The organism is Pseudomonas sp. LAIL14HWK12:I10 (assembly GCF_900184205.1).
Lineage (GTDB): Bacteria > Pseudomonadota > Gammaproteobacteria > Pseudomonadales > Pseudomonadaceae > Aquipseudomonas > Aquipseudomonas kermanshahensis.
This window is the reverse complement of the sequence record NZ_FXWU01000001.1, coordinates 140,660-163,639: the sequence shown is the minus strand read 5'-3', so window position 1 is coordinate 163,639 and position 22,980 is coordinate 140,660. Positions and strand designations below refer to the sequence as shown.

21 protein-coding genes are annotated in these 22,980 nt (G+C 59.5%); 1 reads left to right on the top strand and 20 read right to left on the bottom strand.

Annotation, left to right across the window (positions count from 1 at the left end; genetic code table 11):
• Positions 1-115 precede the first annotated feature (115 nt).
• A complete protein-coding gene (locus QOS90_RS00800; protein ID WP_027592083.1) occupies positions 116-1,723 on the top strand; it encodes a tyrosinase family protein in 1,608 nt (535 codons plus the stop codon).
• 45 nt (positions 1,724-1,768) lie between these two features.
• Here QOS90_RS00800 and QOS90_RS00795 read toward each other — a convergent pair whose 3' ends face one another.
• The 20 genes from QOS90_RS00795 to yidC form a co-directional block, all read right to left on the bottom strand.
• Positions 1,769-2,470 carry a copper chaperone gene (locus tag QOS90_RS00795; protein ID WP_085272143.1) on the bottom strand — a complete coding sequence of 234 codons (702 nt, stop codon included), beginning with the start codon at positions 2,468-2,470 and terminating at the stop codon, positions 1,769-1,771.
• A gap of 181 nt (positions 2,471-2,651) precedes the next feature.
• The gene (locus tag QOS90_RS00790) at positions 2,652-3,065 is read right to left on the bottom strand and encodes a hypothetical protein (protein ID WP_085272142.1); all 414 of its coding nucleotides are present in this window, start codon (positions 3,063-3,065) and stop codon (positions 2,652-2,654) included.
• 357 nt (positions 3,066-3,422) lie between these two features.
• Positions 3,423-5,258 (bottom strand): glutamine--fructose-6-phosphate transaminase (isomerizing), encoded by a 1,836-nt coding sequence (glmS, locus tag QOS90_RS00785; protein ID WP_085272141.1) that lies wholly within the window; start codon positions 5,256-5,258, stop codon positions 3,423-3,425.
• A gap of 2 nt (positions 5,259-5,260) precedes the next feature.
• Positions 5,261-6,037, bottom strand: coding sequence for a DeoR/GlpR family DNA-binding transcription regulator (locus QOS90_RS00780; protein WP_027592080.1), 777 nt, complete (start codon positions 6,035-6,037; stop codon positions 5,261-5,263).
• A 286-nt stretch (positions 6,038-6,323) separates the two neighbouring features.
• A complete protein-coding gene (gene glmU / locus QOS90_RS00775; RefSeq protein ID WP_085272140.1) occupies positions 6,324-7,691 on the bottom strand; it encodes a bifunctional UDP-N-acetylglucosamine diphosphorylase/glucosamine-1-phosphate N-acetyltransferase GlmU in 1,368 nt (455 codons plus the stop codon).
• A 122-nt stretch (positions 7,692-7,813) separates the two neighbouring features.
• Positions 7,814-8,233, bottom strand: coding sequence for a F0F1 ATP synthase subunit epsilon (locus QOS90_RS00770; protein ID WP_016489909.1), 420 nt, complete (start codon positions 8,231-8,233; stop codon positions 7,814-7,816).
• Between the two features lie 43 nt (positions 8,234-8,276).
• Positions 8,277-9,653, bottom strand: a complete 1,377-nt coding sequence (gene atpD, locus QOS90_RS00765; protein ID WP_016489910.1) for a F0F1 ATP synthase subunit beta — start codon at positions 9,651-9,653, stop codon at positions 8,277-8,279.
• A gap of 27 nt (positions 9,654-9,680) precedes the next feature.
• On the bottom strand, positions 9,681-10,541 hold the full coding sequence (gene atpG / locus QOS90_RS00760) for a F0F1 ATP synthase subunit gamma (RefSeq protein ID WP_016489911.1): 861 nt from the start codon (positions 10,539-10,541) through the stop codon (positions 9,681-9,683).
• Between the two features lie 48 nt (positions 10,542-10,589).
• Positions 10,590-12,134, bottom strand: a complete 1,545-nt coding sequence (gene atpA, locus QOS90_RS00755; RefSeq protein ID WP_027592078.1) for a F0F1 ATP synthase subunit alpha — start codon at positions 12,132-12,134, stop codon at positions 10,590-10,592.
• Between the two features lie 21 nt (positions 12,135-12,155).
• Complete coding sequence (locus QOS90_RS00750) at positions 12,156-12,692, bottom strand: F0F1 ATP synthase subunit delta (RefSeq protein ID WP_003253191.1); 537 nt, start codon at positions 12,690-12,692, stop codon at positions 12,156-12,158.
• Between the two features lie 12 nt (positions 12,693-12,704).
• Entirely contained in the window at positions 12,705-13,175 is a 471-nt protein-coding gene (locus QOS90_RS00745; RefSeq protein ID WP_003253189.1) for a F0F1 ATP synthase subunit B, read from the bottom strand.
• 57 nt (positions 13,176-13,232) lie between these two features.
• Positions 13,233-13,490: a F0F1 ATP synthase subunit C gene (gene atpE / locus QOS90_RS00740; protein ID WP_003097235.1), complete on the bottom strand. Its 258-nt coding sequence runs from the start codon at positions 13,488-13,490 to the stop codon at positions 13,233-13,235.
• Positions 13,491-13,632: 142 nt separating this feature from the next.
• On the bottom strand, positions 13,633-14,502 hold the full coding sequence (gene atpB, locus QOS90_RS00735) for a F0F1 ATP synthase subunit A (RefSeq protein WP_016489912.1): 870 nt from the start codon (positions 14,500-14,502) through the stop codon (positions 13,633-13,635).
• Between the two features lie 16 nt (positions 14,503-14,518).
• Positions 14,519-14,926 carry a F0F1 ATP synthase subunit I gene (locus QOS90_RS00730; protein ID WP_027592077.1) on the bottom strand — a complete coding sequence of 136 codons (408 nt, stop codon included), beginning with the start codon at positions 14,924-14,926 and terminating at the stop codon, positions 14,519-14,521.
• A 148-nt stretch (positions 14,927-15,074) separates the two neighbouring features.
• Positions 15,075-15,947 (bottom strand): ParB/RepB/Spo0J family partition protein, encoded by an 873-nt coding sequence (locus QOS90_RS00725; RefSeq protein WP_027592076.1) that lies wholly within the window; start codon positions 15,945-15,947, stop codon positions 15,075-15,077.
• 9 nt (positions 15,948-15,956) lie between these two features.
• Positions 15,957-16,748: a ParA family protein gene (locus tag QOS90_RS00720; RefSeq protein WP_027592075.1), complete on the bottom strand. Its 792-nt coding sequence runs from the start codon at positions 16,746-16,748 to the stop codon at positions 15,957-15,959.
• A gap of 18 nt (positions 16,749-16,766) precedes the next feature.
• Positions 16,767-17,417: a 16S rRNA (guanine(527)-N(7))-methyltransferase RsmG gene (gene rsmG / locus QOS90_RS00715; RefSeq protein WP_085272139.1), complete on the bottom strand. Its 651-nt coding sequence runs from the start codon at positions 17,415-17,417 to the stop codon at positions 16,767-16,769.
• Entirely contained in the window at positions 17,414-19,306 is a 1,893-nt protein-coding gene (gene mnmG, locus QOS90_RS00710; RefSeq protein WP_085272138.1) for a tRNA uridine-5-carboxymethylaminomethyl(34) synthesis enzyme MnmG, read from the bottom strand. Before mnmG ends, rsmG begins: the two co-directional genes overlap by 4 nt.
• 536 nt (positions 19,307-19,842) lie before the next feature.
• On the bottom strand, positions 19,843-21,213 hold the full coding sequence (gene mnmE, locus QOS90_RS00705; RefSeq protein WP_027592072.1) for a tRNA uridine-5-carboxymethylaminomethyl(34) synthesis GTPase MnmE: 1,371 nt from the start codon (positions 21,211-21,213) through the stop codon (positions 19,843-19,845).
• A gap of 82 nt (positions 21,214-21,295) precedes the next feature.
• On the bottom strand, positions 21,296-22,978 hold the full coding sequence (yidC, locus tag QOS90_RS00700; protein ID WP_027592071.1) for a membrane protein insertase YidC: 1,683 nt from the start codon (positions 22,976-22,978) through the stop codon (positions 21,296-21,298).
• Positions 22,979-22,980: the final 2 nt, after the last annotated feature.

Genomic DNA, 22,980 nt, shown 5'->3' with positions numbered 1-22,980 from the left:
ACGGAGATCAACCGTCTGGCGCCGTCCCAGGCAGATTTTTACAACCCGGATATGCTGGACGATGGAGCAGTAAACGCCCGAGTTTTCGGGACCAGTGGCAACAAGGAGGTTCACCATGTCATCCACCCCGCGTGTACGTCGTTCGCTCAGCGATATCCAAGCCGACTACGACCAAGGCAAAAAAGCAGAACTTGAGAACCTGATCCGCGCCTGGAAGGGCATCAAGGATCTTCCCGCTAACGACCCAAACTCCTTCTTCACCCTCGGCGGCCTGCATGGCGAGCCATTCCGTGACAAGGGCAAGACCGACCCCAACTGGTGGGGCGGCTACTGCCAGCACGGGACGGTGCTGTTCCCAAGCTGGCACCGCGCCTACCTCTGGCGCCTGGAAGAGGCGCTGCGCAGCATCCCCGGCTGCAAAGACGTGACCTTGCCGTTCTGGGATGAATGCAGCGATGCATCACGGGAAAACGGTATCCCGTCGGCCCTGACCCAAGAATATTTCGTGCTCGATGGCCAGAAGATCGACAACCCTCTGCGCTCCTTCGTGTTCCCGAAAGCCATCACCGACGAGGTCGAGGACACGCCGATCATCTACAGCAAGCCGGAAGGCTACGAGACGGTGCGTTACCCGCTGTCCGGTTTGGTGGGCACTGATGAAGACCGCGCGAAGACCGACGCCCATAACGCGCAATTCCCAGACCCAGAGCAGAACATCGGCTACCTCAATAGCAACATCAGTACCTGGCTGAGCGGCAAGATCAAAATCGGTGGTAGGTGGCGTGGCGAGGTGTTCACCCGCTTCGAAAACTGCCTGGACGCGCCCACCTACACCCTGTTCTCCAATACCACGTCGGCCGCCGCGAAAAACAAGGCTGACCCAGCGGGCACTCACCATGTCTCCCTGGAAGAGCCGCATAACTTCATGCACCTGGCCGTCGGCGGCTTCGACTACCCGGGGCAAGGCAACAATTCGGCGATCCCGGGTGCCAACGGCGACATGGGCGAGAACGAGACCGCCGGCCTGGACCCGATCTTCTTCTTCCACCACTGCTTCATCGACTATGTGTTCTGGACCTGGCAGCGTCGGCAAGGCGCGACTGATGAATTCAGCATCGATGCCACCGATCCCGGCGCCAGCTACTACAAGCCCGATGGCGTGCAACCGCCAGCAGGGGCAGCAGGCCTGGACCCGAATGCCATCCTGAGCCTGGACACCACGCTTGACCCGTTCGTGAAGGCCGACGGCAGCCCCTTCACCACCCGTGACTGCTTCAACATCGAAACCCAGCTGGGCTATGGCTATGGCAAAGGCTCGCTGGACGCCTACGCCCAACCCAACAAGCCGTTGCTGTTCAAGGCCGAGGCCGTGCAACCCGCTGGCAAGACCTTGCGGGTCAGCCGCATCAACCGGGGCAAGATCCGCGGTTCGTTCCTGATCAGCGCCTACGCCAAGGTCGATGGCAAGCGCGAATACCTGGGTACCCGGCCGATTCTCAGCCGCTGGCATGTCGAAGGCTGCATGAACTGCCAGACCCACCTGGAAGCCACCGCTACCTTCAAGCTGCCACTCAACGCCGACAACTCGGCGATTGATGAAGGCACAATCGAAGTGGAAGTACAGACCCGTGACACGGTGCTCAAACGGCCAGAGGGGGCCAATCTGCTCAATAGCAGCAACGCTGTAGCCGCTGACGTGCCATTCAAACTGGAAACCTACTGAGCCACCGCCGGCGCAGCATCCTAAGCCTGGCTTCGGGTGCTGCGCTCAGGCGCTTGAACGCTGTCGGTCCCTACGCTCATAGGCAATGATGATTGCACCGGCGATCATCACGGGCAGATGAACAGACGGCAGGCAAAATGCAATCAGCATCAACGGCCAACAGGTGGCGTAGCACCACACCCCATGCAGCGCCCCCTTGGCCAATGGGTTGGCGACGCTGGCGGGCCGATGGCAGCGCAAAAGGCAACGCGCCCTGAACGCGCACAACTGCCACCCCCCTGCCCCTATCAGCGCCAGCAACCCTGCTGCGAGTTGCGAGCCGGTGAAAGAAACCAGCAACAGCGCAATCATCAACAGCAGTGCACTGCCCGCCAGCCACACGCCAAAATACCCCAGCAGAAATGCCGCGACAGCGGGCGCTCGGTGGTAGGGCCTTGATTGATGCCACAGATGCGCCAATGGCCCCTGCAGCGCGGGCAGCATCATCGCGACCAGCATCAACCCCACCGCACCGGTGAAGACGGCGATGTCCATGCTGGAATAATAGAGGCGCAGGTTCAGCCATCCCTCGGTCAACATCGAGGGCGAGCCGGAAATACAGAACGATTCAAGATCGTGGTGGCTGTCGTTATTGAGCGCCATCCAGATAAAAGCAACGAGGCTGGCAGCCCATAACGCGCATTTGAGCGGATCACTGCAGGTGTCGCGCACCCATGCTGGCAGGGGCGCATTAGCCTGGCGCGCCATCAGACGACCTCCCTGTCATCGGCTAGACGGCCTGGCTCATTGCCTGTGCCGCGCTAGTGACTATAGAGCAGGTTGCTAAGGCTTGCCGGTACGCCGACTGATGGTGACAGGCACACCCGGATGCTACGCAGGCTATGCCGCAGCGCCCTGCAAACAAGAGCGCCGCAGCCTGGCATTACCTTCAGAACGTCGCGTTCTTGAGCGAGATGTGGCAGTTCTTGTAGTCGTAGTCGACCAGTGTCACGACACCGGAAACATTCGATTTTTTCCCAACGGAAAGCGCATTGACCATGCTGGTGTTGGTCGATTCAGCGTGGATATCCACGTCGCCAACGCTCAGCACTACCCGATACGCCTCGAGCCCTTGATTGATCATGGCGACTTCACCGTTAGTGGAGAAGGTCTTGCCGCGGTACAGGCTGTTTGCGCGAACCTTGTTTTCTTTCGTGACACGGCAGATTTCTGCAAGGCTTTGATCGATGGCTACTGGCGCGGTCGCCTTCTGAATTTCCTGCATTGATTGCTCAAAATTCGCGCAACCCGAAAGGGCTACGAAAGGCAGCGCGGCGAAGAGGCAATTACGAAGAGCTTTCATGTGGACAACCTTACAGATGATTGAAGAAGTGCTTTGGCCTTGAGCACACCCTGACTGGAGAAATTTCAGACAGTTCCATACGAACCTCGCGGGCACATGCAGGCGTGGTGAATAGGCGATGGCTAGGCGTTGGGCTGACTTGCGGAAAATCGGGCACTACCTGTCAGGACGACGGCGGCAGCGAAGTAAGAAGGGGGGACAGCAGGCATCAGTCATTCCTTTGAGGCGCGTTTGAATGTGTTCAATCCCTTGAACCGGCCGAAAGTTATACCAAAAACCGTTTTATTGCGCAAAAAAGCACCAGCTCCTGCTGTTGATTACAGCGGGGCCGGTGCTTTTTAACGGTTGCCCGTCGGTTTATTCCACCGTCACCGACTTCGCCAAGTTACGCGGCTGGTCAACGTCGGTGCCCTTGAGCACCGCCACGTAGTACGACAGCAACTGCAGCGGGATGGTGTACAGGATTGGCGCCAGGGCGTCAGCGATGTGCGGCACCTTGATCACGTGGGTGCCTTCACCATTGGTCATGCCAGCGTGCTCGTCGGCAAACACTACCAACTCACCGCCACGGGCACGCACTTCCTGCAAGTTGGACTTGAGCTTCTCCAGCAGTTCATTGTTCGGCGCCACGGTCACGACTGGCATGTCGTTATCCACAAGTGCCAGCGGGCCGTGCTTCAGCTCGCCTGCCGGGTAGGCTTCGGCGTGGATGTAGGAGATTTCCTTGAGCTTGAGCGCGCCTTCCATCGCTACCGGGTACTGGGCGCCGCGCCCCAGGAACAGGGTGTGGTGCTTGTCGGCGAACAGCTCGGCGATCTTCTCGACAGTTGCGTCCATGGCCAGTGCCTCGCCCAGGCGGGCCGGCAGGCGACGCAATTCTTCAACCAGCTCGGCTTCGACACCGGCTTCAAGGGTGCCGCGTACCTGGCCCAGGGCCAGGGTCAGCATCATCAGCGAGACCAGCTGGGTGGTGAACGCCTTGGTCGAAGCAACACCGATTTCCGGGCCAGCCAGGGTCAGCAGGGTCAGGTCGGATTCACGCACCAGCGAGCTGATGCCGACGTTGCAGATCGCCAGGCTGCCGAGGAAGCCCAGCTCCTTGGCGTTGCGCAGGGCAGCCAGGGTGTCGGCAGTCTCACCGGATTGCGAGATCGAGACGAACAGGGTGTCGGGCTGCACCACCACCTTGCGGTAGCGGAACTCGCTGGCGACTTCGACCTGGCAAGGGATGCCGGCCAGGCTCTCCAGCCAGTAACGGGCGACCATGCCGGCGTGGTAGCTGGTGCCGCAGGCAACGATCTGTACGTTGCGCACTTTGGCGAACAGGTCGGCGGCTTTTGGGCCAAAGGCCTGTACCAGCACGTGGTCTTTGCCCAGACGGCCTTCCAGGGTGCGCTGGACCACGCTTGGCTGCTCGTGGATTTCCTTGAGCATGAAGTGACGGTAGTTACCTTTGTCCGCTGCTTCTGCACCTTCGTGATACTGCACGGTTTCACGCTGGACCTTGTTGCCAGCCTGGTCCCAGATGCTGACCTGGTCACGGCGGATTTCAGCGATATCGCCTTCTTCCAGGTACATGAAACGGTCGGTGACCTGGCGCAGGGCCAGCTGGTCCGAGGCCAGGAAGTTCTCGCCAAGGCCCAGGCCGATCACCAGCGGGCTGCCGCTGCGGGCAGCTACCAGGCGGTCTGGCTGTTTAGCGCTGATCAGGGCCAGGCCATAAGCACCGTGCAGGCGCTTCACCGCAGCCTTCAGCGCGTCGGTCAGGTCTGCAACGGTCTTGAGCGTGTGGTGGATCAGGTGGACGATGACTTCGGTATCGGTCTGCGAGGTGAACACGTAGCCGAGGCCTTTGAGCTCTTCACGCAGTTCTTCGTGGTTCTCGATGATGCCGTTGTGCACGACCGCCAATTCACTGCCCGAGAAGTGTGGGTGGGCATTGCCTTCGGTTGGCGCGCCGTGGGTAGCCCAACGCGTGTGTGCGATACCCAGCTGGCCGACGAGCGGCTCGGCGGCCACGGCAGCTTCCAGCTCGCTGACCTTGCCAATCCGGCGGCGACGCTCCAGGCCACCCTGCTGGCTGTAGACCGCCAGGCCGGCACTGTCGTACCCGCGGTACTCAAGGCGCTTGAGGCCTTCGATCAGGATGGCGGTGATATTACGTTCGGCTACGGCACCAACGATTCCACACATGTTCATTGCTCCTGGCTGATCGCGGCGCAAATCAGGTTGATGCCGCGGGCTTGAATTTGTTCGCGTGCCGCTGCGGGCAGGCGTTCGTCAGTAATGAGGGTATTCACGCTGCCCCACGGCAGCTCAAGGTTGGGGATCTTGCGCCCCACCTTGTCGGACTCGACCATCACGATCACCTCACGGGCGACCTCGGCCATGACTCGGCTCAGGCCCAGCAGCTCATTGAAGGTGGTGGTACCCCGGTTGAGGTCGATGCCATCGGCCCCGATGAACAGCTGATCGAAATCGTAGGAGCGCAACACCTGCTCGGCAACCTGCCCCTGGAACGACTCGGAGTGCGGGTCCCAGGTACCACCGGTCATCAGCAGTACAGGCTCATGCTCGAGATCGCTGATGGCACGGGCCACGTTCAAGGAATTGGTCATCACCACCAGGCCAGGCTGTCGGCCCAGCTCGGGAATCATCGCGGCAGTGGTGCTGCCACTGTCGATGATAATCCGTGCATGTTCACGGATACGCCCTACCGCCGCACGGGCAATGGCCTTCTTGTAGGCAGACACGGGCTGGGCCGGCTCACCGAGCAGCTCTTGCGGCACCGGTACCGCACCGCCATAGCGGCGTAGCAACAGGCCGTTGGTTTCCAGGGCAGCGAGGTCTTTGCGAATGGTCACTTCCGAGGTTTCGAAGCGCTTGGCCAATGCATCCACACTCACCTCCCCTTGCTCACTGAGCATGGCCAGGATGTTGTGGCGGCGTTGAGGCGTGTTACGTTTCGACATGAGCGCTTAAGTTTCGTTTCGAAAGATAATGGTTGCAATCAAAACCTAAGACGCACGTTTCGTCAAGCAGTTGCTGCCCTGTGGATAGTTTCATCCTTGTAGGAGCGGCCTTGTGTCGCGATGGGCCGCAACGCGGCCCCAGTGATTTCGAGGTAAAGCTCCATTTTGGGGCTGCGTTGCAGCCCATCGCGACGCAAGGCCGCTCCTACAGGGACCGCAACTCACGCCCAAAAAAAAGCCGACTTATTCACATAAGTCGGCTTCGATCGAAACAGCTGTGTATAACTCAGTTCTTCTTGATCTTCTCCGGCCGCTTCCAGCCATCGATGTTGCGCTGGCGCGCCCGGCCCACGGCGAGCTGGCCCGCTTCTACCGTCTGGGTGATGGTGGAACCGGCGGCAGTCGTAGCGCCGGATTGGATATCCACAGGCGCCACCAACGAATTGTTCGAACCGATGAACACGTCCTCACCCATCACGGTCTTGAACTTGTTGGCGCCATCATAGTTGCAGGTGATGGTGCCAGCGCCGATGTTGGTGCGCGCGCCGATTTCGGCGTCGCCCAGGTAGCTCAGGTGGCCTGCCTTGGCGCCTTCGCCCAAGTGAGCGTTTTTCAGCTCGACGAAGTTACCCACATGGGCCTTGGCATCCAGCACGCTGCCGGGGCGCAGGCGAGCGAACGGGCCGGCATCGCTGCCCTCGCCCATCACCGCACCTTCGATGTGGCTGTTAGCCTTGACCACCACACCCTTGCGCAGGGTGCTGTTCTTGATCACGCAGTTGGGGCCGATCTCTACGCCGTCTTCGATGACCACCTGGCCTTCTAGGATCACGTTGATGTCGATCAGCACATCGCGACCAACGGTCACTTCACCCCGTACATCGAACCGCGCCGGGTCACGCAGGGTGACGCCCTGGGCCATCAGGCGGCGGCCTGCGCGCAGCTGATAGTGGCGCTCGAGCTCGGACAGCTGGCGACGGTCGTTGGCGCCCTGCACTTCCATCGGGTCTTCGGGTTGCTCGGTGGCAACCACCAGGCCATCGGACACCGCCATGGCGATTACGTCGGTCAGGTAGTACTCGCCTTGGGCATTGTTATTCGACAAGCGGCTCATCCAGTCCGCCAGGCGCGCCGCAGGCAGGGCCAGAATGCCGGTGTTGCCTTCCTTGATCGCTTTCTGCGCGTCGCTGGCATCCTTGTGCTCAACGATGGCCGTCACCTTGCCCTGCTCGTCACGCACGATACGGCCATAGCCGGTCGGGTCTTCGAGGGTGACCGTGAGCAGGCCCAGCTGTTGATCATTGGCCTTGGCCAACAGACGCTGCAAGGTCTCCACTTCGATCAACGGCACATCACCGTACAGCACCAGAACGGTGTCAGCGGACAATGCTGGCAGCGCCTGGGCCACGGCATGGCCTGTGCCCAGCTGCTTGTCCTGCATGACAAAGTTCAGATCGTCAGCTGCCAGGCGCTCACGCACCTGCTCGGCACCATGGCCAATGACCACGTGGATACCTTGCGGCTGGAGTTGACGCGCGCTGTGGATAACATGGCCAAGCATGGAGTTGCCGGCAACCGGGTGCAGCACCTTGGGCAGCGCCGAGCGCATGCGGGTACCTTGGCCGGCGGCGAGAATAACGATATCGAGTGACATTACTGGCTACCAATCCTGGGCGGTCAGTGAAATGACCGGGGGGAAAAATTCGGAAAAAGAAAAAGGGTAGCCGAGGCTACCCTTTTACTCAATCGCAACAGAAGTGATCAGCCCAGGGCCGATTACTTGCCTTTGCGCATTTGCTGGACGGTACGCAGCTGAGCTGCGGCCTCGGCCAGACGTGCGGCGGCGGCGCCGTAGTCGAAGTCCGCGCCTTTCAGATTCAGGGCGTTCTCGGCAGCCTTGAGGGCTTCCTGAGCCTGAGCTTCATCCAGGTCTGCAGCACGTTGCACGGTATCGGCAAGCACCTTGACCATGTTCGGCTGAACCTCGAGGAAACCACCAGAGATGTAAAACACCTCTTGGGCGCCACCCTGCTTGGTCAGCGTGATCGGACCTGGCTTCAGATTGGTGATCAGCGGCGCGTGGCCCGGAGCGATACCAAGATCACCCAGGTTACCGTGCGCAACCACCATCTCGACCAGACCGGAGAAAATCTCTCCTTCCGCGCTGACGATATCGCAATGGACTGTCATAGCCATCTGCTTGCCTCAACCTGATAGCGCCCCTTGCGGGGCGCAGGAATTACAGTTTCTTGGCTTTCTCGATCGCTTCGTCGATGCTGCCGACCATGTAGAACGCTTGTTCTGGCAGGTGGTCGTAGTCACCTTTGAGGATGCCGCTGAAGCCAGCGATGGTGTCTTTCAGAGAAACGTACTTGCCTGGCGAACCGGTGAAGACTTCGGCCACGAAGAACGGCTGCGACAGGAAGCGCTGGATCTTACGAGCGCGGGCTACCAGTTGCTTGTCGGTCTCGGACAGTTCGTCCATACCCAGGATGGCGATGATGTCTTTCAGCTCTTTGTAGCGCTGCAGAACATACTGAACGCCACGCGCGGTGTCGTAGTGCTCGTTGCCGATCACGTTCGGGTCCAGCTGGCGCGAAGTCGAGTCCAGTGGGTCGACCGCTGGGTAGATACCCAGGGAGGCGATGTCACGGGACAGAACGACGGTGGCGTCCAAGTGGGCGAAGGTGGTCGCTGGCGACGGGTCGGTCAAGTCGTCCGCAGGTACGTATACGGCCTGGACGGAGGTGATCGAACCTTCCTTGGTGGAGGTGATGCGCTCTTGCAGAACGCCCATCTCTTCAGCCAGGGTCGGCTGGTAACCTACTGCCGAAGGCATACGGCCCAGCAGTGCGGATACTTCAGTACCGGCCAGGGTGTAACGATAGATGTTGTCGACGAACAGCAGAACGTCGTTACCTTCGTCACGGAACTTCTCAGCCATGGTCAGGCCGGTCAGCGCTACGCGCAGACGGTTTCCTGGTGGCTCGTTCATCTGACCGTAGACCAGCGCTACTTTGTCGAGAACGTTGGAGTCCTTCATCTCGTGGTAGAAGTCGTTACCCTCACGAGTACGCTCACCCACACCAGCGAACACGGAGTAACCGCTGTGTTCCATGGCGATGTTACGGATCAGTTCCATCATGTTTACGGTCTTGCCGACACCGGCACCACCGAACAGACCAACTTTACCACCCTTGGCGAACGGGCAAACCAGGTCGATAACCTTGATGCCGGTTTCCAGCAGGTCGTTGCCGCCTGCCTGGTCAGCGAACGAAGGCGCTGGCTGGTGGATACCGCGACGCTCTTCTTCACCGATCGGGCCGGCTTCGTCGATCGGGTTGCCCAGTACGTCCATGATACGGCCCAGGGTGGCCTTACCAACAGGAACGGAAATGGCAGCGCCGGTGTCGACGACATCCAGACCGCGCTTCAAGCCTTCGGTCGAGCCCATCGCAATAGTACGAACCACGCCGTCGCCCAGCTGCTGCTGAACTTCGAGGGTGGTTTCCGCGCCTTGTACTTTCAGCGCGTTGTATACACTCGGCACGACGTCACGTGGGAATTCCACGTCGATGACGGCGCCGATGATTTGAACGATACGTCCGCTACTCATAGCTGGATCCTCTGAATATGTGAACCGTTAAACCGCGGCAGCGCCGCCGACGATTTCCGAGATCTCCTGGGTGATCGCAGCCTGACGCGCCTTGTTGTAGATCAACTGAAGCTCTTTGATCAAATCACCGGCGTTGTCTGTGGCGTTCTTCATGGCGATCATCCGGGCCGCTTGTTCAGCAGCGTTGTTCTCGACCACCGCCTGGTAAACCTGCGACTCCACATAACGCACCATCAAGCCGTCCAGCAGCTCTTTTGCGTCGGGTTCGTACAGGTAATCCCAGTGATGCTTGAGATCCTGATCCGGGGTTGCCACCAACGGTACCAATTGCTCGACCGTTGGCTTCTGGGTCATGGTATTGATGAACTTGTTCGAAACCACGGAGAGGCGATCGATACGGCCGTCCAGGTAGGCGTCCAGCATCACTTTGACGGAGCCGATCAGATCGTTGATCGATGGCTCTTCGCCCAGGTGGCTGATCGCGGCTACGACGTTGCCGCCAAAGATGCGGAAGAAAGTCGCACCCTTGCTGCCGATCACGCACAGGTCGATTTCCACGCCCTGTTCGCGGTTTGCGTTCATGTCCTTGACCAGGGCCTTGAACAGGTTGGTGTTCAAGCCACCGCACAGACCACGGTCACTGCTCACCACGATATAACCGGTGCGCTTAACAGGGCGCTCGATCATGAAAGGGTGGCGGTATTCCGGGTTGGCGTTGGCCAGATGACCGATCACCTGGCGGATACGCTCCGCGTAAGGACGGCTAGCAGCCATGCGCATTTGTGCCTTGCGCATTTTGCTGACCGCCACTTTCTCCATGGCGCTGGTAATTTTTTGCGTGCTTTTGATGCTCGCAATCTTACTGCGAATCTCTTTTGCGCCTGCCATGTATCACCTATCAGGTTAGCAAGCGGGGGCCTGGGCCCCCGCTGCGGCTTACCAGGTCTGGGTGGCCTTGAACTTCTCGATACCGGCTTTCAGGCCAGCGTCGATTTCGTCGTTGAAGTCACCCTTCACGTTGATCTTCGCCATCAGTTCAGCGTGATCACGGTTGAAGAAGGCGATCAGTGCTTGCTCGAAGCTACCGATCTTGGAGACTTCTACGTCAGTCAGGAAACCACGCTCAGCGGCGTACAGCGACAGGGCCATGTCCGCGATGGACATTGGCGCGTACTGCTTCTGCTTCATCAGCTCGGTAACGCGCTGACCATGCTCCAGCTGCTTGCGGGTCGCTTCGTCCAGATCGGAAGCGAACTGGGCGAATGCAGCCAGTTCACGGTACTGAGCCAGAGCGGTACGAATACCACCGGACAGCTTCTTGATGATCTTGGTCTGAGCGGCACCACCTACGCGGGATACCGAAACACCGGCGTTCACTGCAGGGCGGATGCCCGAGTTGAACATGGCCGATTCCAGGAAGATCTGACCGTCGGTGATCGAGATCACGTTGGTCGGAACGAACGCGGAAACGTCGCCAGCCTGGGTTTCGATGATCGGCAGCGCGGTCAGGGAACCGGTTTTGCCAGTCACAGCACCGTTGGTGAACTTCTCGACGTACTCTTCCGAAACGCGCGATGCACGCTCCAGCAGACGGGAGTGGAGATAGAACACGTCGCCTGGGTACGCTTCACGTCCTGGTGGACGGCGCAGCAGCAGGGAGATCTGACGGTAGGCAACGGCCTGCTTGGACAGGTCATCGTAAACGATCAGTGCGTCTTCACCGCGGTCACGGAAGAACTCGCCCATGGTGCAACCGGCGTATGGCGCCAGGAATTGCAGTGCGGCGGATTCCGAAGCACTGGCAACCACCACGATGGTGTTTTTCAGTGCGTCGTTTTCTTCCAGCTTGCGAACGATGTTGGCAACGGTGGAACGCTTCTGGCCGACAGCAACATACACACAGAAAATACCGGAGTCTTTCTGGTTGATGATGGCGTCGATGGCCATGGCGGTCTTGCCGATCTGACGGTCACCGATGATCAGCTCACGCTGGCCACGGCCGACAGGGATCATGGCGTCAACGGACTTGTAGCCAGTCTGTACAGGCTGGTCTACCGACTTACGCCAGATCACGCCTGGAGCAACTTTCTCGACCGCGTCGGTCTGAGTGTTGCCCAGCGGGCCTTTGCCGTCGATCGGGTTGCCCAGTGCGTCGACGACGCGACCCAGCAGTTCCTTACCAACCGGAACTTCCAGGATGCGGCCGGTGCACTTGGCGCTCATGCCTTCGGCGAGGGTGTCGTATGCACCCAGGATCACTGCACCAACGGAGTCTTGCTCCAGGTTCAGTGCCATACCGTAGACGCCGCCAGGGAACTCGATCATTTCGCCGTACATGACGTCGGCCAGACCGTGGATCCGCACGATACCGTCGGAAACCGAAACGACGGTACCTTCGTTACGGGCTTGGGAGCTCACATCGAGGTTGTCGATGCGGCCCTTGATGATTTCACTAATTTCGGAAGGATTGAGTTGCTGCATTGCTCTGCTGCCCCTTCAAACTCAAGATTTCAATGCTTCGGCCAGTTTCGCGATTTTGCCGCGAACAGAGCCATCGATTACCAGGTCACCAGCGCGGATGACGACGCCGCCAATCAGGCTGGCATCCTCCGACGCGTGCAGGCGCACTTCCTGGCCTAACCGTGCACTGAGAACCTTGGCGAGTTTGTCTTGCTGTTCTTGGTTCAACGCGAAGGCACTGGTGACTTCCACGTCCACGGATTTCTCTTGCTCGGCCTTGTACAGGTCGAACAGAGCGGCAATCTCCGGCAGAAGCAGGAGACGGTCGTTTTCCGCGGCAACATGAATGAAATTCTGTGCCTGTGCATTGAACTTGTCACCGCACACGTCAATGAACGTGGCGGCCTTTTCTGCGCTCGTCAGTCGCGGGGCCTTGAGCAGGCGCTGCATGGTGTCGTCTTGCGACACCGCAGCAGCCAGGCCGAGCATGGCTGACCAATTGGCCAGTTGCTGATGGGCCTGGGCATGCTCAAAGGCAGCCTTAGCGTAAGGTCGGGCCAACGTGGTCAGTTCTGCCATGATCGCCCTCGCTTAAATTTCAGCGGCCAGTTTGTTAACCAGCTCCGCATGCGCGTTTTGATCGATTGTGGCGCCAAGGATCTTTTCAGCACCGCCAACGGCCAGAGCACCCACTTGGGCACGCAGGGCGTCTTTAGCGCTGTTCAGTTCCTGTTCGATCTCGGCCAGAGCCTGAGCCTTCACACGGTCAGCTTCGACGCGGGCCTGTTCACGGGCTTCCTCGACAAGCTGAGCAGCGCGTTTCTTGCTTTGCTCAATGATTTCGGCTGCCTGTGCTTTAGCTTCACGCAGTTGCTGACCCGCTTTCTCTTGGGCCAGCTCCAGGTCGCGAGCTGCGCGGTTGGCAGCGTCCAAGCCATCGGCAATCTTCTTTTGGCGCTCTTGCAGAGCAGTGATGACCGGAGGCCATACGTACTTCATGCAGAAGAGTACAAAAATCAGGAAAGCAACGGATTGGCCAATCAGGGTTGCATTAATGTTCACGCCAACACCTCGCTCGGTCTTAATTCATACAGCAAATCAACTCGTGGTGACGAGTGATTAGCCGGCGATCTGACCAACGAACGGATTCGCGAAGGTGAAGAACAGAGCGATACCAACACCGATCATGGTTACGGCGTCGAGCAGACCGGCAACGATGAACATTTTAACCTGCAGCATCGGAACCATTTCTGGTTGACGAGCAGCGCCTTCCAGGAACTTGCCGCCCAGCAGGCCGAAACCAATGGCGGTACCCAGAGCACCCAGGCCGATCAGCAGAGCAACAGCGATAGCGGTCAGACCAACTACAGTTTCCATCTTTCCTCCCGACTTTTACGTCGTATTGGTTAGGTTTTTAGTTTGAAGCGGTAAAACAAATCGTGAGTACAGCTGCCCTTGCGGACTTTTTAAGCCCTCCCCCCGTACCGGCGAGGAAGGCTATCAGACACGCCAGGCGGTCTTAATGGTTATCTTCGTGCGCCATCGACAGGTAGACGATGGTCAGCATCATGAAGATGAAAGCTTGCAGGGTGATGATCAGGATGTGGAACACAGCCCACGCCCATTGCAGCACCACACCCAGGCCGCTCAGCCAGAGCAGGCCGGAGCCGAACATGACGGCGATCAGGATGAACACCAGCTCACCGGCGTACATGTTGCCGAACAGACGCAGGGCCAGCGAGATCGGCTTGGCGATCAGGGTGACGAATTCGAGCAGGAAGTTCACCGGGATCAGCAGGATCTGAACAAAGATGTTCTTGCTGCCGAACGGGTGCAGGGTCAGCTCACCGATGAAGCCGCCCAGGCCCTTGACCTTGATGCTGTAGAAGATGATCAGGGCGAACACGCTGAAGGCCATGGCCAGGGTCGCGTTCGGGTCGGTGGTCGACACGGCGCGGAACGGAATGTGCGGATCACCGGAGATCAGGATGGCCAGCTGAGGAATCCAGTCGACCGGTACCAGGTCGACGGCGTTCATCAGGAATACCCAGACGAAGATGGTCAGCGCCAGCGGTGCGATCACCGGGCTACGGCCGTGGAAGGAATCCTTCACGCTGCCGTTGACGAAGTCGACCATCACTTCGACGAAGTTCTGCAGACCGCCAGGTTGGCCGGAGGTCGCCTTCTTCGCCGCCATGCGGAAGATGAACAGGAAGATCAGACCCAGCGCAACGGACCAGCCCAGGGTGTCCAGGTGGAACGCCCAGAAGCCCATTGCCTTGGCTTCTGCAGCCGAATGGGCGAAGCCCCAGCTGCCGTCTGGTAGTTGACCGTAGGTCAGGTTCTGCAAGTGGTGCTGGATATAGCCCGAAGCGGTTTCTGCTGCCATGGTTGCCTCAAACGCCCTAAGGTCTCGAAAGTCTTTTATTCATTAGCAGTGGCGCGAACCAGCTGACCATTAGGGTCAGCAGGAAGACGCCGAATACTGCTAACGGCGCCAATGGCTTCACTCCTGCGAAGGTCAGTGCAAACAGCACTGCCGTCAAAATCATTTTGCCTGCCTCGCCAGCGTAGAACGACTTGACGATGGCCTGCGCTGCCCGGGCTCCGCTGAAGCGAAATGCCTTCCAGGCGAAATACACATTGGGTAGCCAGGCAATCAAACCTCCGCAGAGACCTGAATATCCACTGACCGCCCCTTTCCACTGCCACAACACCAACGTTGCCAACAGCAGTACAACACATTGAGTCAGCAGTACCGGAAAAACCGCCCAGCGATGGAAAGGCAAGCGGTTTGGCGTGCGTATTTCCATCACAACTGCTCCTCGGAAGTCGACCAACAAGTCAGCTATGACTTGGCATAATTTGTGCCGACAAAATGCGCGCAGAGTATAGGGGTGGATTAACCCCTATTCAACTCTTCGTAGTGATTTCCGACTGCGCGCTACAACAGGAATTGTTTCAGCGGATGTGAGCAAGGACGCCTTGCAACTCGTCAAGCGAGTTATAGCGAATAACCAACTGGCCCTTGCCCTTGTTGCCATGACGGATCTGTACGGCAGAGCCCAGGCGCTCTGCGAGCCGCTGTTCAAGGCGTGCGATATCCGGATCAGGTTTGCTCGGTTCGACCGGATCAGGCTTGTCGCTGAGCCACTGACGCACCAGTGCCTCGGTTTGGCGCACGGTGAGGCCACGTGCGACAACATGACGCGCCCCCTCTTCCTGACGATGCTCTTCAAGACCGAGCAAAGCGCGCGCATGACCCATCTCCAGGTCTCCATGGGCGAGCATGGTCTTGATCGCTTCAGGCAGGGTGATCAGGCGCAGCAGGTTGGCCACGGTAACCCGCGACTTGCCCACGGCATCCGCTACCTGCTGCTGGGTCAGTTCGAACTCCTGCTGCAGGCGCTGCAGCGCGAGGGCCTCTTCCAGGGGGTTGAGGTCTTCGCGCTGGATGTTTTCGATCAGCGCCATGGCGATGGCCGTTTCGTCCGGCACTTCGCGGACCATGGCCGGCACGGTGTCCAGGCCAGCCTGCTGGGTGGCGCGCCAACGGCGCTCACCGGCGATGATCTCGTAGCGGTTGTCGGCAATCGGGCGAACCACGATCGGCTGCATCACGCCATGGGTGCGGATCGAATGCGCGAGTTCTTCCAGCGCCACCGGGTCCATGTCGCGACGTGGCTGGTACTTGCCACGTTGAATCAGCTCGACCGGCAGGTGTTGCAGTTCTTTCTGGTCGATCTTGACAGCCTGCTCTTCGAGCGCGCTGACGGAAGGACCACTGAGCAGTGCATCCAACCCACGTCCGAGACCCCGTTTCTTAACGGCCATACGGATTCCTTAAGTTGTTTGTGCAGTGCGGGATGGACGGCGCTGACGGCGTACCAGTTCCCCAGCCAGGGCCAGATAAGCCAGCGCGCCACGCGATTGCTTGTCGTAGGCCAGGGCCGGCATGCCGAAGCTTGGGGCCTCGGCCAGGCGAATGTTGCGCGGGATGACCGTGTCGTACAGCTGCTCGCCGAAGTGTTCCTTGAGCTGGGCCGAAACATCGTTGTTCAGGCTCAGGCGCGGGTCGAACATGGTCCGCAACAGGCCTTCGATCTTCAGCTCCGGGTTCAACCGGGCGGCGATGCGCTTGATGTTATCCACAAGGTCACTGAGACCTTCCAGTGCGTAGTACTCGCACTGCATGGGGATGATGACGCCATCGGAGGCCACCAACGCGTTCAGCGTCAGCATCGACAACGACGGCGGACAGTCGATGAGAATGAAGTCGTAGTTCTCGCGGATCGGCGCCAGGGCGTTGCGCAGGCGGCTTTCCTTGACCTGCATTTCCAGCAGCACCACTTCGGCGGCGGTCAGGTCACGGTTGGCCGGCAACAGCTGGAAACCACCGTGCTCGGAGTAATGCATGGCCTGAGCCAGGTCGCATTCCCCGATCAGCAGGTCGTATACCGAGTGCTCGAGCTCGTGCTTGTCGACACCGCTGCCCATGGTGGCGTTGCCTTGCGGATCGAGGTCGATCAGCAGCACACGACGTTTGGTCGCGGCCAGCGAAGCGGCGAGATTGATACAGGTGGTGGTCTTGCCCACACCACCTTTCTGGTTCGCGATTGCGAATACCTTAGCCATTGATGCGCGTGTTCCCAGTCATGCCTTGCGGCGCAGTATCAGCAGATGGCGCTGGCCCTGGCAACCCGGAACGGTCAGGGCCTGCTCGCTTTCCACTGTGAAGTCTGCGGGCAATGCTACCAGTTCATCGGCAGGATGCAGCCCCTTCATTGCAAGCCATTGCGTCCCGGTGTCGCCCAGATGGCGGGTCCAGTTGGTGAAGTTCTCCATGCTGCTGAAGGCACGAGAGATGATTCCGCTGAACGGTTGCGCCGGTTTGAATGCTTCGACCCGGCTGTGGATAACCTGCAGGTTGTCCAGCTTGAGTTCCATTTTGACCTGGGTCAGGAAGCGGGTCTTCTTGCCATTGCTGTCCAGAACCGTCACTTGCTTGTGCGGGTGCAGGATAGCCAAGGGTATGCCTGGCATGCCACCCCCACTGCCGACATCCAGCCAGTTATCGCGCTCGCTGTGGATAAACGACATGACGCTGAGGCTGTCGAGCAGATGCCGCGAAACCATCTCGTCCGGATCACGCACGGCAGTCAGGTTGTAGGCCTTGTTCCATTTGATCAACAGGGCCAGGTAGCCCAGCAGCATCTCGTGCTGCTGGGCGCTCAGCTCGATGCCGAGCTGGCGCGCGCCTGTGGACAATTCTTCGGCGTGTTGCGGGGTGACCAGGGCACTCAAGCGCTTTGCTCCAATTCGCGGCCAGCGCCGCGTTTTTTCAGATGAATCAGCAGCAGCGAAATGGCCGCTGGTGTCACACCAGGGATACGCGAAGCCTGGCCCAACGTCTCGGGACGGGTCTGGCCAAGCTTGCCCTGGATTTCCTTCGACAGGCCAGAAATCGTGGTGTAGTCGATATCCACAGGCAGGCGGGTGTCTTCGCTGGCGCGCAGCCGAGCGATTTCGTCCTGCTGGCGGTCGATGTAGCCCGCGTACTTGGTCTTGATCTCGACCTGCTCGGCAACCTGTGGATCAATTTCATCACCACCGGTGGCCTCGATCAGGCCGGCGTAGTCGATTTCCGGCCGCGCCAACAGGTTGAGCAGGCTGTATTCGTGGCTCAACGGCGTGCCGAACTTATCCACAACTGCCTGGCCCTGCGGCGTATTCGGGCGAACCCAAGTCGACTTCAGGCGCTGTTCCTCACGCTCGATGCCATCACGCTTGGCGCAGAACGCGGCCCAACGCTGGTCATCGATCAGGCCCAGTTCGCGGCCTTTTTCGGTCAGGCGCAGGTCGGCGTTGTCTTCGCGCAGGATCAGCCGGTACTCGGCACGCGAGGTGAACATGCGGTACGGCTCCTGGGTACCCAGGGTGATCAGGTCGTCGACCAGTACGCCGATGTACGCCTCGTCGCGGCGCGGGCACCAGCTTTCGCGGCCTTGCGCACGCAGTGCAGCGTTGGTACCGGCCAACAGGCCTTGTGCACCGGCTTCTTCGTAACCGGTGGTGCCGTTGATCTGGCCAGCGAAGAACAGGCCGCCGATGACTTTGGTCTCGAGGCTGTACTTCAGGTCACGCGGGTCGAAGTAGTCGTACTCGATGGCGTAGCCCGGGCGCACGATGTGGGCGTTTTCCATGCCGCGAATCGAGCGCACCAGCTCCAGCTGCACGTCGAACGGCAGCGACGTCGAGATGCCGTTGGGGTACAGCTCATGGGTGTTCAGGCCTTCCGGCTCGATGAATACCTGGTGGCTTTCCTTGTCGGCAAAACGGTGGATCTTGTCTTCGATCGATGGGCAGTAGCGCGGGCCAACACCTTCGATCACACCCGAGTACATCGGCGAACGGTCGAGGTTCGACGCGATGATTTCGTGGGTGCGGGCGTTGGTGTGGGTAATCCAGCAGCTCACCTGGCGCGGATGCATCTGCGCGTTGCCCATGAACGACATGACCGGGATCGGCGTATCGCCCGGTTGCTCGGTCATGACCGAGAAGTCTACCGACCGGCCATCGATACGCGGCGGGGTACCGGTTTTCAAACGGCCTACGCGCAGCGGCAGTTCACGCATGCGGTGCGCCAGGGCAATCGAAGGCGGATCGCCGGCGCGACCGCCGGAATGGTTTTGCAAACCGATGTGGATAAGGCCACCGAGGAAGGTCCCGGTCGTCAGCACCACGGAGTCGGCAAAGAAGCGCAGGCCCATCTGGGTCACCACGCCTTTGACTTGGTCCTGTTCGACGATCAGGTCGTCGCAGGACTGCTGGAATATCCACAGGTTTGGCTGGTTTTCCAGGATTTCGCGAACCACAGCCTTGTAAATGGCGCGGTCAGCTTGCGCTCGGGTGGCGCGTACGGCCGGGCCTTTGCGGTTGTTCAAAACGCGGAACTGGATGCCGCTCTTGTCGGTGGCCAATGCCATGGCACCGCCGAGCGCATCGATCTCTTTGACCAGATGGCTTTTGCCAATACCGCCAATCGCGGGGTTGCAGCTCATGTGACCGAGGGTTTCCACGTTATGGGTCAGCAGCAGGGTTTTCACACCCATGCGTGCAGACGCAAGCGCAGCCTCGGTACCGGCATGGCCGCCGCCGATGACGATCACTTCAAAACGGGAAGGGAAATCCACCACGCACCTCGTGCCTGTTTTTGCGAATAGAGAAGGTAAGCGGACAAGTATAGGGACTTACCCCCTTGCAAAGGAACCGCTTGCGCAAAATTTGATCAGGCTGTGGATGAGTGGCAGACAACAAAAACAACGAAGAGAGATTTAAAAAAGCTTTGTTTTTATGTTTATTCTTATGCACACACCTTTCTGTGGATAAGGTTACACAGCCCTTACGCTGAGCTGTGTACAGAGAAATTAAACCCTGTTATCCAAGTGCCATAAGGCCTCTGGATAACGTCCTTTAGCCTGTGGATTAAAGTGCTACTTATGCACAAGCGGTTTTTTCCTCAAGAAAAAGAGGGGGGTTATCAAGAGAGCTGATGGAGGGTTTTCCACAGGGTACAGGCGAGTGTTTTGGCTGCTGTGGATGAAATAAAACCGGAAGTCGAGCCGTGCTTTTGCTATCTACAGCCCCTTGCTAACCAATCGCCGGGCAAAAAAAAGCCGCTCCCGAAGGAGCGGCCTGGTGTTGCGAGTGCCTTTTGAAGGCCTGTGGATTACTTACCGATGCAGAAACTGGAGAAGATGCGCCCCAACAGGTCATCCGAGCTGAACGCCCCTGTGATCTCTCCCAGGGCCTGCTGAGCCTGTCGCAGGTCCTCAGCCAGCAGCTCACCGGCCCCCGCCAGGGTCAATTGCGCGCGGCCATGCTCCAGGTGATCGCTGGCCTGGCGCAGAGCATCGAGGTGGCGCCGGCGGGCGCTGAAACCGCTCTCGGCGGTCTGTTCATAACCCATGCAGGCCTTGAGGTGGTCGCGCAGCAACTGCAAGCCACTGTCGTCGTCCTTGGCGCTGAGGGTGATGGTCACATGGCCGTCGTCACACTGTTCCAGGCCCACGGCCTCACCACTGAGGTCAGCCTTGTTGCGGATCAGGGTGACTTTGCCAGGGTCTGGCCGCTGATCGAGGAACTCCGGCCAGAGGGCAAACGGGTCTGCGGCTTCCGGGGCTGTGGAATCCACCACCAGCAATACACGATCCGCTTCGCCAATAGCCTTGAGCGCCCGCTCGACGCCGATTTTTTCCACATGGTCATCGGTATCACGCAGGCCTGCAGTGTCGACCACATGCAACGGCATGCCATCGATGTGGATATGTTCACGCAGGATGTCGCGGGTGGTGCCGGCGATGTCGGTGACGATAGCGGCTTCGCGGCCCGCAAGGCGGTTCAGCAGGCTGGATTTACCCGCATTCGGACGGCCGGCAATAACTACGGTCATGCCATCGCGCAGCAAAGCGCCCTGCCCGGCTTCGCGTTGCACTGTGGACAACTCGCCACGCACCGCGTCCAGCATCGACAGCACGTGGCCATCGGCGAGGAAGTCGATCTCCTCCTCAGGAAAGTCGATCGCCGCTTCGACATAGATCCGCAAGGCGATCAGCGCCTCGGTAAGGCTGTGCACACGCTTGGAGAACTCACCTTGTAGCGAACGCAAGGCATTGCGCGCGGCCTGGCTGGAGCTGGCCTCGATAAGGTCGGCGATCGCCTCGGCTTGCGCCAGGTCGAGCTTGTCGTTGAGAAACGCACGCTCGCTGAACTCACCGGGCCGGGCCAGGCGGCAACCAAGTTGTACACAGCGTTGCAGCAGCATGTCGAGGACCACCGGCCCACCATGCCCCTGCAGCTCGAGCACATCCTCACCGGTGAACGAGTTCGGCCCCGGGAAGTACAACGCGATGCCTTCGTCCAGGACCAGGCCCTGGTCATCACGGAAGGGCCCGTAATGCGCATGGCGAGGCGTCAGGGTGCGGCCGGTGATGAGCTGGCCTGCCTTGGCCGCCAGAGGGCCAGACAAGCGGACAATGCCCACGCCACCGCGGCCTTGGGCGGTAGCGATGGCAGCGATGGTCTCACGCACAGTGTTCATGCTCGAAAGCCTCTACGACAAAAACGACAGATAGCAAAAACGCCCCACTAGGGGGCGTTTTTATTCACAGACTAGCAGCCCGTCAAGCAGCAGCTTTTTTAGTCGCTGCTTCGATACGGCGGGTGATGTACCACTGCTGCGAAATCGACAGGCAGTTGTTCACAACCCAGTACAGCACCAGGCCAGCCGGGAACCACAGGAAGAAGAAGGTGAAGATGATTGGCATCATTTTCATTACCTTGGCCTGCATCGGATCCGGCGGCGTCGGGTTCAGACGCTGCTGAATGAACATGGTGGCGCCCATGATGATCGGCAGGATGAAGAACGGATCCTTGATCGACAGGTCAGTGATCCACAGCATCCATGGGGCCTGGCGCATTTCTACGCTTTCCAGCAGTACCCAGTACAGGGCCAGGAATACCGGCATCTGAACCAGGATCGGCAGGCAGCCACCCAGCGGGTTGATCTTCTCTTTCTTGTACAGCTCCATCATCGCCTGGGACATCTTCTGGCGATCATCACCGAAGCGTTCCTTCAGCGCAGCGAGCTTCGGCGCCACGGCACGCATGCGCGCCATCGAGCGGTAGCTGGCAGCCGACAGCGGGAAGAACAGGCCTTTGATCAGCATGGTCAGGACGATGATCGACCAGCCCCAGTTACCCAGCAGGCTGTGGATATGTTGCAGCAGCCAGAAGATCGGCTGGGCAATGAACCACAGGAAGCCGTAGTCGACGGTCAGTTCCAGGCCTGGGGACAACTCTTTGAGCTTGGACTGGATCTTCGGACCGGCGTACAGCATGGCGCTGGTTTCGACCTTGCCGCCAGCCGGAACGCTGATGGCTGGGCCGGTGTAGCCGATGATGTAGTTGCCTTGGCTGTCCTTGCGGGTCTGGACAACGTTGTTGTCCGACTTGGCCGGGATCCAGGCAGTGACGAAGTAGTGCTGCAGCCAGGCGACCCAGCCGCCGGACACATTTTCTTTCAAACTACCTTTGTCGATGTCCTTCATCGACACTTTCTTGTACGGCTCGGCAGCTGTCCACAGGGCGGCGCCCAGGTAGGTAGCGGTGCCGGTCGCCGTGCTCGAAGACGGATCGCCACTGGCGTCACGCTTGAGCTGGGCAAACATGTTGCCGCTCCAAGCCTGGCTGCTCTGGTTGTCGATCAGGTAGCTGACAGTCAGGTCGTACTCACCGCGCTTGAAGCTGAAGCGCTTGATGTAGTTCACACCGTTGTCGCTGAACTTCAGGTCCACCACCAGTTGTTCCTGGCCATCGGCCAGCTGGTAGTTGCGCTGTTCAGCCGCGTACAGCGGGCGACCCGTGGAACGGGCGTCCGGGCCATTGGCGCCGGTCAGGCCGCTCTGGGCCAGGTAAACACGCTCGCCACCGTTGTCGAACAGCTGGAACGGAATGTTCGGGTGGTCCTGACGGCGTGGGTACTTCGGCAGGTTCAGCTGGACGATGTCACCACCCACCGGGTCGATAGCCAGTTCCAGAACATCGGTCTTGACGCGGACCAGATCCTTGCTGAGTGCGACCGGTGCCAGTTCGGCAGGGCTCGATTCGGCGTTGGCGCTCGGTACATCGGCGCTGGCACCGTTGTTACCGGCCGGCACGCCATCGGGCAAGCCCGGAGCAACAGTGCTGGCAGCAGTATTCTGAGTCGGCAGGGCAGCTTGGCCGTAGTCATCGTTCCACTTCAGGACCATGACGTAGGACACGACTGCCAGCGCGGCGATCAGGATCGTGCGTTTAATATCCATGA